Annotated in this window: 19 protein-coding genes; 1 reads left to right on the top strand and 18 read right to left on the bottom strand. The window is 54.5% G+C overall.

What is annotated here, in order from left to right; translation table 11 throughout:
- Positions 1–101: 101 nt before the first annotated feature.
- The 10 genes from KE531_11905 to mtaB all read right to left on the bottom strand — a co-directional run bounded on the left by KE531_11905 (position 102) and on the right by mtaB (position 7,929).
- Complete coding sequence (locus tag KE531_11905; GenBank protein MBR9954305.1) at positions 102–923, bottom strand: YdcF family protein; 822 nt, start codon at positions 921–923, stop codon at positions 102–104.
- Between the two features lie 27 nt (positions 924–950).
- The gene (locus KE531_11900; protein ID MBR9954304.1) at positions 951–2,177 is read right to left on the bottom strand and encodes a U32 family peptidase; all 1,227 of its coding nucleotides are present in this window, start codon (positions 2,175–2,177) and stop codon (positions 951–953) included.
- Positions 2,104–2,829 carry an O-methyltransferase gene (locus KE531_11895; GenBank protein ID MBR9954303.1) on the bottom strand — a complete coding sequence of 242 codons (726 nt, stop codon included), beginning with the start codon at positions 2,827–2,829 and terminating at the stop codon, positions 2,104–2,106. Before KE531_11895 ends, KE531_11900 begins: the two co-directional genes overlap by 74 nt.
- Positions 2,826–3,221 carry an endolytic transglycosylase MltG gene (locus KE531_11890; GenBank protein ID MBR9954302.1) on the bottom strand — a complete coding sequence of 132 codons (396 nt, stop codon included), beginning with the start codon at positions 3,219–3,221 and terminating at the stop codon, positions 2,826–2,828. The genes KE531_11895 and KE531_11890 overlap by 4 nt, the downstream gene beginning before the upstream one ends.
- A gap of 58 nt (positions 3,222–3,279) precedes the next feature.
- On the bottom strand, positions 3,280–4,947 hold the full coding sequence (locus KE531_11885) for a ribonuclease J (protein MBR9954301.1): 1,668 nt from the start codon (positions 4,945–4,947) through the stop codon (positions 3,280–3,282).
- Between the two features lie 10 nt (positions 4,948–4,957).
- A complete protein-coding gene (locus KE531_11880) occupies positions 4,958–5,443 on the bottom strand; it encodes a transcriptional repressor (protein MBR9954300.1) in 486 nt (161 codons plus the stop codon).
- Between the two features lie 18 nt (positions 5,444–5,461).
- The gene (locus KE531_11875) at positions 5,462–5,734 is read right to left on the bottom strand and encodes a DUF1292 domain-containing protein (protein ID MBR9954299.1); all 273 of its coding nucleotides are present in this window, start codon (positions 5,732–5,734) and stop codon (positions 5,462–5,464) included.
- A 1-nt stretch (position 5,735) separates the two neighbouring features.
- Positions 5,736–6,191, bottom strand: a complete 456-nt coding sequence (gene ruvX, locus KE531_11870) for a Holliday junction resolvase RuvX (protein ID MBR9954298.1) — start codon at positions 6,189–6,191, stop codon at positions 5,736–5,738.
- A 96-nt stretch (positions 6,192–6,287) separates the two neighbouring features.
- The gene (locus KE531_11865; GenBank protein MBR9954297.1) at positions 6,288–6,551 is read right to left on the bottom strand and encodes an IreB family regulatory phosphoprotein; all 264 of its coding nucleotides are present in this window, start codon (positions 6,549–6,551) and stop codon (positions 6,288–6,290) included.
- A gap of 37 nt (positions 6,552–6,588) precedes the next feature.
- Positions 6,589–7,929 carry a tRNA (N(6)-L-threonylcarbamoyladenosine(37)-C(2))-methylthiotransferase MtaB gene (mtaB, locus tag KE531_11860; GenBank protein ID MBR9954296.1) on the bottom strand — a complete coding sequence of 447 codons (1,341 nt, stop codon included), beginning with the start codon at positions 7,927–7,929 and terminating at the stop codon, positions 6,589–6,591.
- A 126-nt stretch (positions 7,930–8,055) separates the two neighbouring features.
- Here mtaB and KE531_11855 point away from each other — a divergent pair, with 126 nt between their 5' ends.
- Positions 8,056–8,289, top strand: a complete 234-nt coding sequence (locus tag KE531_11855) for an HPr family phosphocarrier protein (protein ID MBR9954295.1) — start codon at positions 8,056–8,058, stop codon at positions 8,287–8,289.
- Between the two features lie 58 nt (positions 8,290–8,347).
- On the opposite strand, the gene thiI is transcribed toward KE531_11855, so the two are convergent.
- From thiI to KE531_11815, 8 genes are all read right to left on the bottom strand, one after another.
- Positions 8,348–9,532, bottom strand: a complete 1,185-nt coding sequence (gene thiI, locus KE531_11850) for a tRNA 4-thiouridine(8) synthase ThiI (GenBank protein ID MBR9954294.1) — start codon at positions 9,530–9,532, stop codon at positions 8,348–8,350.
- Positions 9,533–9,557: 25 nt separating this feature from the next.
- The gene (locus tag KE531_11845) at positions 9,558–10,727 is read right to left on the bottom strand and encodes a cysteine desulfurase (protein ID MBR9954293.1); all 1,170 of its coding nucleotides are present in this window, start codon (positions 10,725–10,727) and stop codon (positions 9,558–9,560) included.
- Complete coding sequence (locus KE531_11840) at positions 10,728–11,468, bottom strand: 16S rRNA (uracil(1498)-N(3))-methyltransferase (GenBank protein ID MBR9954292.1); 741 nt, start codon at positions 11,466–11,468, stop codon at positions 10,728–10,730.
- Positions 11,468–12,424 (bottom strand): 50S ribosomal protein L11 methyltransferase, encoded by a 957-nt coding sequence (gene prmA / locus KE531_11835; GenBank protein MBR9954291.1) that lies wholly within the window; start codon positions 12,422–12,424, stop codon positions 11,468–11,470. Before prmA ends, KE531_11840 begins: the two co-directional genes overlap by 1 nt.
- A gap of 15 nt (positions 12,425–12,439) precedes the next feature.
- Entirely contained in the window at positions 12,440–13,186 is a 747-nt protein-coding gene (locus KE531_11830) for a TSUP family transporter (protein ID MBR9954290.1), read from the bottom strand.
- Positions 13,187–13,358: 172 nt separating this feature from the next.
- Positions 13,359–13,949, bottom strand: coding sequence for a flavodoxin family protein (locus KE531_11825; protein MBR9954289.1), 591 nt, complete (start codon positions 13,947–13,949; stop codon positions 13,359–13,361).
- 13 nt (positions 13,950–13,962) lie between these two features.
- Positions 13,963–14,292 (bottom strand): TIGR04076 family protein, encoded by a 330-nt coding sequence (locus tag KE531_11820; GenBank protein MBR9954288.1) that lies wholly within the window; start codon positions 14,290–14,292, stop codon positions 13,963–13,965.
- Entirely contained in the window at positions 14,282–14,623 is a 342-nt protein-coding gene (locus KE531_11815; protein MBR9954287.1) for a TIGR04076 family protein, read from the bottom strand. The genes KE531_11820 and KE531_11815 overlap by 11 nt, the downstream gene beginning before the upstream one ends.
- Between the last annotated feature and the right edge of the window lie 56 nt (positions 14,624–14,679).

Here is a 14,679-nt window from a genome sequence, read left to right as displayed (position 1 = left end):
AACCTGAATCCTTTCTTGCTGTAATGTTCTGCCGCAGCCCGCAGCCAAAGCGGCCGTCCGGGCCGGCGCCGCGCCTTTTCCGGCGCAGCTTTCCTTCTATCCTACATGTTGCCCACAAATTTATCTTTTAAAATTGCAAAGCACTCCCGCACGCACAGATGCAGGAACAAAACGGGATCGGATTTGGCACAGATGCCGTAGGGATCCGAAATCCCCACCTTTTTTGCAATGCCCTTGGCGCGCAGCATGTGGAAATTGCTGGTGATGATCCCCACATGGATCTGCACTTCCTCATCCGGCGGCGAAAGATACCCGGCCGCGCTCATCACGTCGCGGATTGTCGTCCGCCTGTCCTCCTCCCGCTCTGCAATCAAAAGCCGGCTGTACACAAGGTTTTCGTAAGTACTTGTCGACTGTTCTTCCAGGATCATCTGGTATTCGGGGATCCCGTTCGCCTTCATGTACTCGTACATGGCAAAGGCCTCTGACACATCTTCGCCCTTCCCCTTGCCGCCGGAAAGGATGAACACCGTGTTGGGGTGGATCTTCGCGTAGCGGACGGCCGTCTCCATCCGGTATTCCAGAGAACGGCTCAGTGTCTCTCCCTTAACCTGCGTCCCGAGGACAATCACATAGTCCACGCTCCGCTTCCCGCTTGAGAAAAACTGGGTTCCCATGGCCGCCTCCACGATCACAAACACAGCAAAAAACGCCGCTGCCGCCGTGACGGCCGTAACCGTGACGGAAAGGGGGATCCTGTCCTTAAAGCGGCTGTAAAGACGGCAGAGAACAGCCATGACGGCCAAAACGGCCGCGAGGATCAGCCAGATGGACGAAAACGCCGTCCGGATGCCGGAATATGCCGCGATAACCCCGTAATACACCAGGCACATCGCACTGAGACAGCCAAATAATACCGCCATTTCGTCATCTCCCTTCCGCCTTCACGCTTACTCGTCTTTCTTCCTCAGAATATCGTAAACATCTGCCTCCCCGGAAAGATCCACGTAAAGGACCTCCTTCGGATGGGGCGCGCTCTCCCTGGGCTCTCCGTCTTCATTGAAAATACCGCAAACCTGCACTTCGATGTTCCGTCCGTCCGGCTTCATGATTTCAATGGTCTCGCCGACGGAAAACTTGTTTTTCTGCTCGATTTTTGCAAAGCCGCGCCCGTCCTTTTCCTCGACGGTGCCCAGATAGATGTAATTTTTCACATACGTGCTGTTGTTGTAGATCTGCATTTCCTCCGTGGGCTTTCCGAAGTAAAAGCCCGTCGTAAACTCCCGGTAGGTGCACTTGCCGATCTCTTCCTTGTACCACTCCATATTGGCCCGGTACGTTTCCGGGCTTTCCAGATAATCGTCGATGGCCTTTCGGTATGTCCGCGCCACCGTGGCCGCGTAGAGCGCCGTCTTCATGCGCCCCTCGATTTTAAAGCTGTCGATGCCGGCCTCGATCATTTCCGGCACATGCTCGATCATGCAGAGATCCTTGGAGTTGAACAGGAACGTCCCTCTCTCATTCTCGTAGACCGGCATATACTCGCCGGGCCTGGTCTCCTCCACCACCGCGTATTTCCAGCGGCAGGGATGGGTGCAGGCGCCCTGGTTGGCGTCGCGCCCCGTAAAGAAATTGCTTAAAAGGCAGCGTCCCGAATAGGAGATGCACATGGCGCCGTGGATAAAGCTCTCGATTTCCATGTCCTCCGGGATGTTCTCCCGGATCTCCCGAATCTCCTTTAACGAAAGCTCTCTGGCCGTCACCACCCGCTTTGCGCCGAGGCCGTACCAGAAGTTATAGGTACCGTAATTGGTATTATTGGCCTGGGTGCTGATGTGGATTTCCATGTCCGGAAGGACGCGCCTTGCGATCATGAAAACGCCGGGATCGGAAATGATGAGCGCATCCGGCCGGATCTCAGAAAGCTCCTTAAAATACGCCTCCACGCCGGGCAGGTCGCCGTTGTGGGCCAGGATATTGGCCGTGATGTACACCTTGACGCCGCGGGCGTGTGCAAAGGCGATGCCCTCTTTGATCTCCTCATTTGTAAAATTCTTCGCCTTGGCCCTGAGCCCGAAGGCCTCTCCGCCAAGATAAACGGCGTCAGCCCCGTAGATGACCGCCGTCTTTAAAACATCCAGGCTCCCCGCAGGAAGCAGAAGCTCCGTCTTTCTCATTCCGATTCCTTTCTCTTCTGACACTTAGAGCCACGCCGTCCCCGATGGGAACCACGCTCGTCTCAAACTCCTCCATATGGGTCAGCGCATACAGGTATTCCCGCATCCTGGCGTGAATCGTCCTGTCGCGCCGCTCCACCGCGTACCGGGACTCCACAAGGGAGCCTCCCTGGAGCACGTTGTCGGACATCAAAAGCCCGCCCGCAGGCAGAAGCCTCACGATATCCGGCAGCCAGTTCAAATACTGTCCCTTGGCTGCATCCATGAATATAAAATCAAAATTGCCGGAAAGGCCGGCAAGGATCTCCCCGGCATCGCCTTCCAGCAGCGTAATCCTGTCTTCGGCTCCCGCCCGCCGGAAATTCTCCCTGGCGATGGGGATCCGCTTTTCAAATTTTTCAATGGTGGTAATATGGGCAGTCTCCGGCATGACGCGGGCCATCAAAAGGGCAGAATACCCCACGGCCGTCCCCACCTCGAGGATGTTTTTTGGCTGCTTTAACGCCACCATGGCTTTTAAAAGGGCAGCCGTCTCCCTGCGGATAATCGGCACACAGGAGCCGGCTGCCTCTCTCGCTATTTCATCGCAGAGAATCCCGTCCCCGGAATCCAGGGAATGAATATAAGCAGTAATTCGTTCGTCAGTAATCATCCGGCCTCCGTCCCTTCCCCGGAGGTTTCCTCCAGCGCAGAAATAATCTCCTTTGAGGTCATGGAGGTGTTAAGCTTAAACTCCCCCGCCTGAACCTCATATTCGTAGCAGAAGGCCTGGATCGAAAACGCGTTGCTATCCCTGATCAGGCCGGCCTCCTCGAGAAGGCGCCCCACCTCGCGGACGGACTCCTCGCCCGTTAAGCGGAAGGTCTTGTCGGTTCCCGGCGCCGCCTCCATGCCGGGGGAAAAGAAAATGCTGTGGCCGAATTCATAGCCCTTTTCGGCTCCAACCACAAGAAGAACAGCGACAAGCGCGTAAAACACGAGCTTCCCGGAGATGCTGATGACCGTTATGCTGATTTTATTGATTTCACGTGTTACCCTGCTCATATGGTATCCTCTGCCTTCCGTCTGTCCGGGGGCAGATGCCCCCGGGCCTGTCACTTTCCTATACTTCCATGATGATCGGAAGGATCATCGGGTTCCTCTTAATCCGCTTCCAGAGGAAATCGCTTAAGCTGTCGCGGACGATGTTCTTGATCTTGCCCCAGTCGTTTACGTGGCGGTCGAGGCAGTCTGCCACAGCCTGATCCACGATGGCCTGGGCTTCCTCCATCAGATCCTCCGACTCCCTCACATAGACGAAGCCCCTGGAGACGATGTCCGGCCCGGCAAGAAGCTGGTTGCTGTATTTTTCAAGGGTCAGAACGACGATGATAATGCCGTTCTGGGCCAGGTTCTGGCGGTCTCTTAAGACGATGTTCCCCACATCGCCGACGCCTAAGCCGTCCACAAGGACGCCGCCGGCCGGCACGCGGTCAACGACCTCCGCCCCGGATTCTCCGATCTCCAGCACATCGCCGGAGTGGAGCATCACCACATTCTCCTTGGGGATTCCCATGGAGATCGCAACATCCCTCTGGGCCATGCGGTGACGGTACTCGCCGTGAATCGGCAGGGAGAATTTCGGCCGCACAAGAGCGTAGATTAACTTGATCTCCTCCTGGCAGGCATGGCCGGAAACATGGGTATCCTGGGAAATCACCTTCGCCCCCTTCATGGAAAGCTCGTTGATAACCCTGGAAACGGCCTTTTCATTGCCCGGGATCGGCGTGGAGCTTAAAACAACCACGTCCCGCGGCGTGATGGACACCTTGCGGTGCATGGAGGACGCCATCCTGGAGAGGGCCGCCATGGACTCGCCCTGGCTTCCCGTCGTGATGAGAACCGTGTCCTCCTCTTTATAGTTCTTAAGCTGCTCGATGTCGATAAGCGTCCCATCCGGGATACTGATATATCCAAGCTCGGTGGCCGTGCCGATGACGTTCACCATGCTGCGTCCCTCGATGACAACCTTCCTGCCGTACTTGCAGGCCGTGTTGATGACCTGCTGCACCCGGTCCACGTTGGACGCGAAGGTGGCGACGATGATCCGGTTCTGCTTGTGCTCTGCGAAAATCGCGTCAAAGGTCTTTCCGACGGTGCGCTCCGACATGGTAAAGCCGGGGCGGATGGCGTTTGTGGAGTCGCACATCAGCGCCAGAACGCCCTTCTTTCCAAGCTCCGCAAGCCGCTGGAGATCCGTCACGTCCCCGAACACCGGCGTGTAGTCGATCTTAAAGTCACCTGTATTTAAAATGATGCCGGCCGGCGTGAAAACGGCGAGGGCAGCCGCATCCTCGATGCTGTGGTTCATCTTGATGAATTCCACCCGGAAGCACCCGAGGTTGATGGACTGGCCGTGCTTTACCACCTTCCGCTTCACGCTTTTTAACATGTTGTTTTCTTTTAGCTTGTGCTCGATTAAGCCCATGGTAAGCTTCGTCCCGTAAACCGGGGCATTCACCATCTTGAGGACGTAGGGGATGGCCCCGATGTGATCCTCATGTCCATGGGTAATGACAAATCCCTTTACCTTGTCAATGTTGTTCACCAGATACGTCACGTCCGGGATCACAAGATCAATTCCAAGCATGTCGTCGCTCGGAAAGGCCAGGCCGCAGTCCATGACAATGATGCTGTCGTCGTATTCGATGGCAGTCATGTTCATTCCGATCTGCTCCAGGCCCCCAAGGGGGATGATTTTGACCTTACAGTCACTATTCTGTTTTTTCACGTTCTTCACTCTAAAAACCTCCGTCTGTTTTCCGTTCCTTGTTTTCACCATCCCCGTTCGTTTCCCTGCATTCCCTGCAAAGGCCGTAAAGCTTCACCTCATGGTCAGTCACAGAAAAGCCAAGCTTTTCAAACACCTCTTTTTCCAGGCTGTCAAGAAGGTCGGATTCCAGGGAATAGACCTTTCCGCAGCCGGTACAGATGGCGTGATGATGGCGGTGCCCGGAGCCACTTACCTCTCCGCTCAGCTCATAGCGGGCATATCCGTCGTCAAAGGTCACCTTGCTTACGATTTGCAGGTCACAGAGAACCTGAACGGTTCTGTATATGGTAGCAAGCCCGATCTCCGGGCATGTTTCTTTTGCCAGATCATGAATCTCTTCTGCTGTCAGGTGTTCGCCGGGATGGGAAACCATGATCTCCAAAACCAGAAGCCTCTGGGATGTAACCCTGAGTCCCTTTTTTCTCAAAAGCTCCTTTACCTTTTCCTCGTTCATCCGCATCCCCCGGCTTCCCTACTCTCTCTCGAGCTCCACATCATCCAGAAGCTCTGCAAAAATTTTCATCAGGCTGTCCAGTTCCTCTTCGTCCTCGACGAATTCATAGACGGCCTCCTCCTCGTCCTTTCCGGACATGTCCTTTAAAAGATAGCAGTCGCCGTCTTCCTCATCGCCGGCTGCGTCTGTCACCAGAAGGTAGCTCACGCCGCCAAGCTTCGTTTCTTCCACTACAAAAAATTCGATGGTCTGATCTTCATCAACCAGCGTAATTTTTCTCTCATCTTCCATTCTAATTCTCCTGTTCTTCGCCGCATGCGGCTATCCCGGCGCGAAGGCTGTCCAGATATCCCTGCAAAATCAGGCAGGCAGCCACCTTGTCGATGACGGCCTTCCGGTTCTCTCTCCGCACGCCGTTTTCCATTAAAACCTGCTCTGCCGCAACTGTCGTGAGGCGCTCGTCCCATAAAATGACGGGAAGCCCGGTCCGCCGCTTCAGGGTTTCCCCGAATTCCCGCGACTTTTCGGCCCGCTCCCCTTCTGTGCCGTTCATATTCTTCGGAAGTCCCAGTACAATGGACTCTGCGCCGTATTCCTTCACCAGCTCTTCAATCCTCGCGCATGTCTTCCGCAGCTTGTTTTCCTCTTTCCGCTCGATGGTCTCCACACCCTGAGCCGTCAGGCCAAGAGCGTCGCTGACTGCGACCCCCACGGTTTTGGAGCCGAAGTCCAGCCCAAGTATCCTCATAAAATCTGTCTCTCCGTCCTCAGAAATTTACCCACACCAAAAGAAGCTGGCCTTTTTCCAACTGTTTCCTGCCGTTTTCTCTTTCCGGTTCCTCTGTTATTTCAGTCTGGTCTCGATGTAGTTTTCCATCAGCTCTTCCAGAATTTCGTCACGTTCCACCTTCATAATCAGGCTTCTGGCGCTCTTATGGCTTGTGATATACGTCGGGTCTCCGGACATGATATAGCCGACGATCTGGTTAATCGGGTTATACCCTTTCTCGGTCAGTGCCTCATACACACTCTGGAGAACCTGGCTTACTTCCATTTTTTTGTCTTCCTGTACTGCCTTAAAATACTGTGTATTCCTGATATCACCCATAAATGTCCCCACGTCCTTTAGTTGCTTATAGACTATTCTACCCCAATTTCGGATTTTCTGCAAGACAAATGAGTTCATCTGTCAGAAAATTTTTCAGTATTCCGGACACAAGCCGGTTTTTCGACAGCCTTCCGCTTTCTTCGTCCAGGATCGGAAGCGCCGCCTTCACATACTCCTTCGTGTGGCCGAGCATGTACCAGGTTCCGCCGATTTTAACCGGCTCCTCCAAAAGGATTTCCGTCTCTTTCCCGAGAAAGCTCTCCCGGTACCGCCTGGACATCTCCCTCTCCAAAGATAAGAGGACGGCGCTCCGCTCCGTCTTCACCTGTTCCGGCACCTGATCCGGCATTTTGTCGGCCCGCGTCCCGGCCCGCCTGGAATACTTGAACACATGCATCTCATAGAAATTCACTTTTTCAAGGAACTTTCTTGTCTCCTCAAACTCCGCCTCCGTCTCTCCCGGGAAGCCGACGATCACGTCGGTGGTGATGGCCGGGTTGGCAAAATAGTTCCGCAGAAGCTCGCAGCGGGAGAAATATTCCTCACACGTATAATGGCGGTTCATCCGCGAAAGAACGGAGTCGCAGCCGCTCTGAAGGGATAAATGAAAATGGGGGCAGAGCTTCGGAAGCCTGGAAATCGCCTTTACAAACTCCTCCGTGATAATCCGCGGCTCCAGAGAACCCAGACGGATCCGCTCGATGCCTTCGATGGCATGAAGGCGCGTAATCAGGCTTAAAAGGTCTTCTTTTTTTTCCGTGAAGTCCACGCCGTAGGAAGAAAGGTGGATGCCGGTGAGGACAATCTCTTTATAGCCGGCCGCCGAAAGCCCGTAAACCTCCGCCTCCACGTCCTCCGGAAGGCGGCTCCTTACACGGCCCCTCGTATAAGGGATGATGCAGTAGCTGCAAAACTGGTTGCAGCCGTCCTGAACCTTGATAAATGCGCGGGTGTGATCCTCGATTTTACTCACATGCAGCGGCTCATACTCATGGACGGCGGAAATATCGACGACGGACTCCCCGCTGCCCTTTCCGGAAAAATACGCCTCGAGAAGCGGCACCAGCTCCGCCTTCTTGTTGTTTCCGATCACCAGATCGACGGCCGTATCTTCCTTTAACTGTTCTCCCGCCGCCTGCACATAACAGCCGGCCGCCACCACGACGGCCTCCGGGTTCTTCTTTTTCGCCCGGTGCAGCATCTGGCGGGACTTTTTATCGGCCACATTTGTAACGGAGCAGGTGTTGATGATGTAGACATCTGCCTTCTCCTCAAAGTCCACGATCTCGTAGCCGGCCTCCTCCAAAAGCTGCGCCATGGCCTCCGTCTCGTATGAATTTACCTTACAGCCCAGATTATGAAGTGCTGCTCTCCTCATTTTCCCTCTCCTGACTAAAAAACTGAATAATTTTCGGATTTTCATGCAGTCTGACTATTGACTTTTCCCCCGCATCCCTTTAGTATTAAAGCAGATTTTAAAAAAGTATTGGGAGGAATGCGTTTCATGAAAACCGTTAAAATCTCTTTAAACTCCATTGATAAAGTGAAATCCTTTGTAAACGACCTGACGAAATTTGACACAGACTTCGACCTGGTTTCCGGAAGATACGTGATCGACGCGAAATCCATCATGGGTATCTTCAGCCTGGATCTCTCCAAGCCCATCGACTTAAACATCCATGCCGAGGGCGACGCCGAGGACATCCTCACGGTGCTGGCACCCTATATCGTTGACTGATCTTTTTGACGTACACAGCCGGGATTTTTTCCCGGCTGTTTTCATATCTGCGGCCCTCTTACGGGTTGCAGACAATCACTTCCCTGGTCTCAATGGCCGTCTTCATCAGCTCGTCAATCTTTTCCGCAAGCTTCGTCTCAGACATCCGGATTCTCGAAAGGTTCGGCTTCGTCACCGGGTGCTTGGCGACGAAAATCGTACAGCAGTCCTCGTAGGGCAGGACGGACGTCTCATAGGTATCGATTTTTAAGGAAATATCCACAATATCCTGCTTGTCAAAGGCGATGAGCGGCCGCATGACCGGCATCGTGCAGACCTCGTTTGTGACTGCAAGCGACTGCATGGTCTGGGAGGCCACCTGGCCGATGCTCTCGCCCGTCACCAGGGCAAGGCAGCCGGACTCCTTGGCAATCGCCTCAGCAATCCGCATCATGTAGCGGCGCATGATGATCGTCAGCTCATCGTGGGGGCATTCCTCATAGATGTAAAGCTGAATGTCGGTGAAATTCACCACATTTAAGCGGATGGGGCCGGTGTATTTTGCCACCAGCTTCGCAAGATCCACCACCTTTTCCTTGGCGCGCTCGCTGGTATAAGGCGGCGCGTGGAAGTAGGTGGCTTCCATGGTGACGCCGCGCTTTGCCACCATCCAGCCGGCAACAGGGCTGTCGATGCCGCCGGAAAGGAGCAGCATGGCTTTTCCCGCCGTCCCGATGGGCATGCCGCCGGGGCCCGGGATGGTCTCGGAAAAAATGTTGATCTTATGGCGCACTTCCACCCGAAGAAGCACATCCGGGTTGTGGACGTCGACTTTCGTGTTGGGGTAGGCGTTTAAAATCACCTCGCCCAGGTCGCGGTTGATCTGGTCGGAAACTACGGGGTACTGTTTGTTCCCGCGCTTTGCCACCACCTTGAAGGTAAAGGCTTTATCGCCGTAGGCCTCGCCAATGTATTTTACCACCTGCGCCTTTAAGTCCTCGTAGCCGTTGTCCTCCACCTGCACCATGGGGCAGATGCCGACAATGCCGAAAATTTTCTTTAAGGTGTCCACCACCTCGTCAAAATCGAAGTCGGCCCTGGCCTCGGCGTAGATGCGGCCGGCCTCCTTTGTGACGGAAAAGTCTCCGTCCAGCCGTTTTAAGCGGTGGTAGATCTGTTTCACCAGGGCGTCCTCAAACAGGTACCTGTTCTTTCCCTTGACGCCGATTTCCGCGTATTTGATTAAAAATGACTTGTATTTCATCGTTCTAAACTCCTATCTTCCCGCACTATGCCCGCCGGTATTTCCGAAGAACGGGCAAAAGCTCCTGTAACTGGGCGAGGCAGTAGTCCACCTCGTCCTCCGTGTTGAAAAGCCCGAAAGAGAACCGGAGGACGGAATCGAGAAGCTCTGCCTTTAAGCCGATGCCGCGAAGCGTCCCCGAAACGCCCGGATGCGTAGACGAGCATGCCGAGCCGGAGGACACATAAACACCCCGGTCTTCCAGCGCATGCAAAAGCACCTCGGCGCGCACGCCTTCAAAGGCCGCGCTCACAATCTGCGGCGCGCTGTCACGCCCCGTAAGCCCCAGAACCGTCACGCCCTCCATCTTAGAGAGGCCGGACACCAGCCTGTCCTTTAAGGCGTAAAGCTTTTCCACCTTCGCCTCATGTTCCCGGTAAATCTCCTTTACCGCAGCCCCCAGTCCGGCGCAGCCCGGCACGTTTTCCGTCCCGGAGCGCAGGCCTTTCTGCTGGCCGCCGCCGTAGATTAACGGCTTTATTTTCACGCGCTCATCCATGTACAGGAAGCCGACGCCCTTGGGGCCGTGGATCTTGTGGCCGCTGACGGAGAGCAGGTCGATGCCCTGGCGCTTCGGGCGGATCACATATTTTCCGTAGGCCTGGATGGCGTCCACATGGAAATACGCGCCCGGCTTCTTTTCTTTTATGATTTTCCCGATTTCCTCGATGGGTTCCACGGCCCCCATCTCGTTGTTCACATACATGACGGAGACGAGGATCGTATCGTCACAGATGGCCTCCCGCAGGGCGTCCGGAGAGACAATCCCGTTATGATCCACAGGAAGGTACGTCACGCGAAAGCCCTGTTCCTCGAGAAAGCTCATGGTGTTATAGATGGACGCATGCTCGATGCAGGTGGTAATCAGGTGGTTTCCGGCACGCCTGCTGGCAAGGGCCGTCCCGATTAAGGCCATGTTGTTGGACTCGGTGCCGCCGGAGGTGAAAACAATCTCCTTTTCCTTCACACGCAGGGACTTTGCGATCTCTTCTCTCGCTTCTTTAATATAATGCTCCGCCTCCACGCCTTTGATGTGGCGCGCGGCCGTATTCCCGTAGTCCTCGGTCAGCGTCTTTACCATCACGTCCCTTACGCAGTCAAACACCTGCGTCGTGGCGGAATTGTCAAAATATACTTCTCTTCTCTCTCGTTCCATTTATTCCTCCAGAAGAAGCCCCAAAGCCGAAAGCACGAAAAGCCCGGCCGTCTCTGTCCTCAAAATCCGTTTCCCAAGTGTCACAGGCGTCACGCCGTCCTCGCCTGCCATGGCGATTTCCGCCTCGTCAAAGCCGCCCGCCGGGCCGATGAACACGGCTGCGCGCCCGCCGGGCTCCAGACTTTTAAAAAGCGTCCGCGTCTTTTCCATGCTGCCGCCCTCTGCCTCGTAGGGGATGACCTTTAAATCAAAGCCGTCCGCAAACCGGAGCGCGTCTTTAAAGCTCATGACAGGCAGAATTTCAGGGATGTACATCCGCCCTGACTGTTTGGCGGCGCTTTCCGAGATACTGCTCCACCGCTTTCTCTTTGCCTCTTCCTTTTTGGCGTCGAGGCGCACGACGGTACGCATGGTATCCACCGGCACGACGGCATGGACGCCTAACTCCACGGCCTTCTGGATGATGAGCTCCATCTTGTCGCTCTTTGGAAGCCCCTGGAACAGATAGATTCTGGCCGGAAGCTCCGTGTCTTCCACCGGCTCCGGAAGGTTTTTAAGAATCACCTTTTTCTCCTCATATCCGGCAATCTCACAGAGCTTTTGAAGCCCCTTTCCGTCGCTTATCGTAAGCCGCTCGCCGGGCTTCATCCGCAGCACGTTTTTTATATGGTTCACGTCAGGGCCTGCAATGACCGTCACGTCTGCCCCGATGTTTTCGGTTTCCGCAAAAAAATGATACACTATTTCTTCCTCGCTGTCACGGATACCCACTCGCCCATCCGCGTCACTTCCACGATCTCAAAGGCGCTGTTTCCTGCGAAGGCGTCGAGGACGGCCTGTTCCTTCATGTCGATGATGCCGGAAGTGATGAAAAGCCCGCCTTTTTTAATATGGGCGGCGATTTCCGCCTGAAGTAAAATGATGACGTCCGCCAGGATGTTTGCCACGGCGATATCATAGCATTCATAGCCGGACGCATCCTGCACGGCTTTTTCGTCGATGATATTCCCCTTAAGAACGTCAAACTTCTCCTTCGGGATTTCGTTGGCCGCCAGGTTTTCATGGACAGCCGTGATGGCGTTTTCGTCAAGATCCGTGCCGAAGACATGGCCGGCGCCAAGCTTTAAGGCCGTGATGCCTAAAATCCCGCTTCCCGTTCCCACGTCCAGGATATCCATGCCGTCTTTTACATACTTTTTAAGCTGGCGGATGCAGAGCTGTGTCGTCTCATGCTTTCCCGTCCCAAAGGCCGTGCCCGGGTCGATCTGGATTAAAAGCTTTCCCTCCTGTCCCTCGGGAATCTCCTCCCAGGTGGGCTTAATCAGGATATCGTCCACCGTAAACGGCTTAAAATACTGCTTCCAGTTGTTGATCCAGTCCTTGTCCTCGGTCTCCGATGCCGTGATGATTCCTGCGCCGATGTCCACGTAGGTTTTTAACTCCGAAAGCCCCTCTCTGACGGCCGCCAGGATTTCTTCGGCGTTGTCGTCATCGTCCAGATAAAAGCTGACCCTGGCGCTCCCGTCGTCCGGCGGAAGCTCCGGCAGGATGTCGATAAACATGCCCTTCGTCTCCTTTTCGGTCAACGGCACGTTGTCCTCGATTTCCATCCCCTGAATCCCGATGTCGCCAAAGAGGCTTCCTAAGTAATCCACGGCCTCCGTCGTCGTCTCCAGCGTAAATTTCTTCCACTTCATATGATCTCTCCGTTCTTATCCCATCAAAATCTTGATAAACAAAAGCACCAGCACGGTCATGACGACAGGACGCACGATCTTCTGGCCGTTGCCGACCACAAGGCCGGAGCCGATGTAGCTGCCTGCCATGCAGAAAAGCGCCGCCGTGATTCCCAGAATATAGTCCACCTTCCCGTTGGCATAAAAGGTGCCAAGAGCCGAAATATCCGCGGCCAGGTTGATAAATTTCGAGACGCCGGCCGCCTCCTTCAGTTCCATTTTTACGACTCCCGTAAACACCAGGATTAAAAACGTCCCGGTGCCAGGCCCGTAAAAACCGTTGTACATGCCGATGAGAAGGGAGGCAAACAGACCGGCTGCCAACATTTTTCCCCAGGGAAGCTCCGACTCGCCTTCCTTTCTCCCCATCTCTTTGTTCCGCATGACATAAAAGGCCACAACCGGCAGCACGACAATCATGAGCGACTGAATCAGCCGCTCACTGACGCGAAGGGCCAGATTGGCGCCCAAAGCGGCGCCTAAAATCGACGCCGCCGCACACGGCACGGCCAACTTCCAGCGGATCAGCCCCCGCTTTGCAAACCTGGCCGCCGCCACGACGGAACCGGGAAACGAGCTCAATTTCGTCGTTCCCATCGTCACATGCACCGGCACCCCTGCCAGCATATAGGCCGGAAACGAGATAAGCCCGCCGCCTCCGGCAATGGAATCCACAAAGCCTGCCAAAAACACCAGCGGGCATACAATCAGAAATTTTTCCATACCTTCCCCTTTTTCCTATGAAAATCCTGCATTCATCGCAGACAAAGTCACATGATATCATAGCACAGTTTTTTGCGGTTGACAATAAGGGAGTTGGAAACTTTGCCGCCGCATCCCCAGGACGCAGCAAAGGCGGCAGTTTTCACTGCCGCCCTGTCTTCCTGCGTATCGTCTATTTTTCATCCTCATAAATATGCAGGCCGAACTCATAGGCCTCTTTCAGATGCCCGGTTTTTTCAATCTGCGGCCGCCCGTTGGTGCTGCCGCAGCCGCCAGCTAAGAGCATGCCCCTGTCACGGAAGCCGATGTAGTTCACCAGCGCAAACTTATAATAAGAAACCGCCTGCTCAAACGTCCAGAAAAAGTTGTCGGCGGACGTCATAAGGAGCGCACAGTCCCGCACCGGATATTTTTCATACCGGCCGAGCAGCGGGTTTTCGTCTTCCTCTGCGATGCAGTAAAACCGCTCGATAAAGGCCTTGATTTTCGCCGACACCGTCCAGAAATAGAGCGGTGATGCGAAAACAATCAGATCCGTTTCTTTGATCTTCGGGATCAGCTCGTGAAAGCCGTCCTTCTGGACACACGGCTTCCCGTAGCGGCAGACGTTGCAGCCGAGACAACCGTTCACCTGCACCTTATTTAAGGACACCAGCTCCGTCTGATGGCCGGCCGCCTCGGCCCCTCTCATGAATTCCCTGACAAGCTGGGCCGTGTTCCCGTTGGGACGGCCGCCGCCAAGGACGACAAGGATTTTTTTCATTCCTGGTTCTCTCCTATTCCTCAAAGACTTCCATTAAAAATACGACGGGACGCACGCCGTCGTCACAGCAGACGACGATCTTTTTGCTGTCCTTCATCCAGCCCTCCCAGTAGAAGTTGCCGCCCTGGAGCGCGGAATATACCTTCCCTTTCAGAATATCCCAGGCCGAGATGCAGAAATTGTTCTCATACGGGAAACGGTCATACGTCTCCCTGGTGACAAAAAATTCCTGTCCGTCCTCAAACTTCCCGCACTTCCCAACACCGGGCTTTGCGATGTACTTTTCCACCAGATCCCCGTAAAACTCCCGTTTCAGGATTGTGATTTTTACCTTACGCTTCATCTGCTTCCTCCCCGTCGATCCTCTCGATCTTAAAAATCACCGGCCGCGTGCCGTCGTTGCAGCAGGCAATCATCATCTTCTCATCGTTCGTCCAGCCCTTCATGATCGAGCCACCCTGAAGCGCCGCATAGACGTAGCGGCTGATGGCATCCCAGGCCTCGGCGCAGAACTGCCCGTTTAACATCTGCGAATAATTCCTGCCGTCCACAAGAAATTCCTGTCCCACCTCGAACATCGGACAGACGCCGGATTTTGGATCCGCCAGGTACTCCTCCTGAAGATCCGCAAAACATTCCTTCCGCAGCACCGTGATTTTGCATTTGTGTGTCATGTGTTACCGCTCTCCTTTCCCGATTTTATCCGGATTTTCTGCTGGCTCTATTTTAC

The organism is Eubacteriaceae bacterium Marseille-Q4139, from assembly GCA_018223415.1.
Lineage (GTDB): Bacteria > Bacillota > Clostridia > Lachnospirales > Lachnospiraceae > CABSIM01.
Note: the sequence above shows the minus strand (reverse complement) of the source record. Positions and strands in the feature narration are given on the sequence as shown.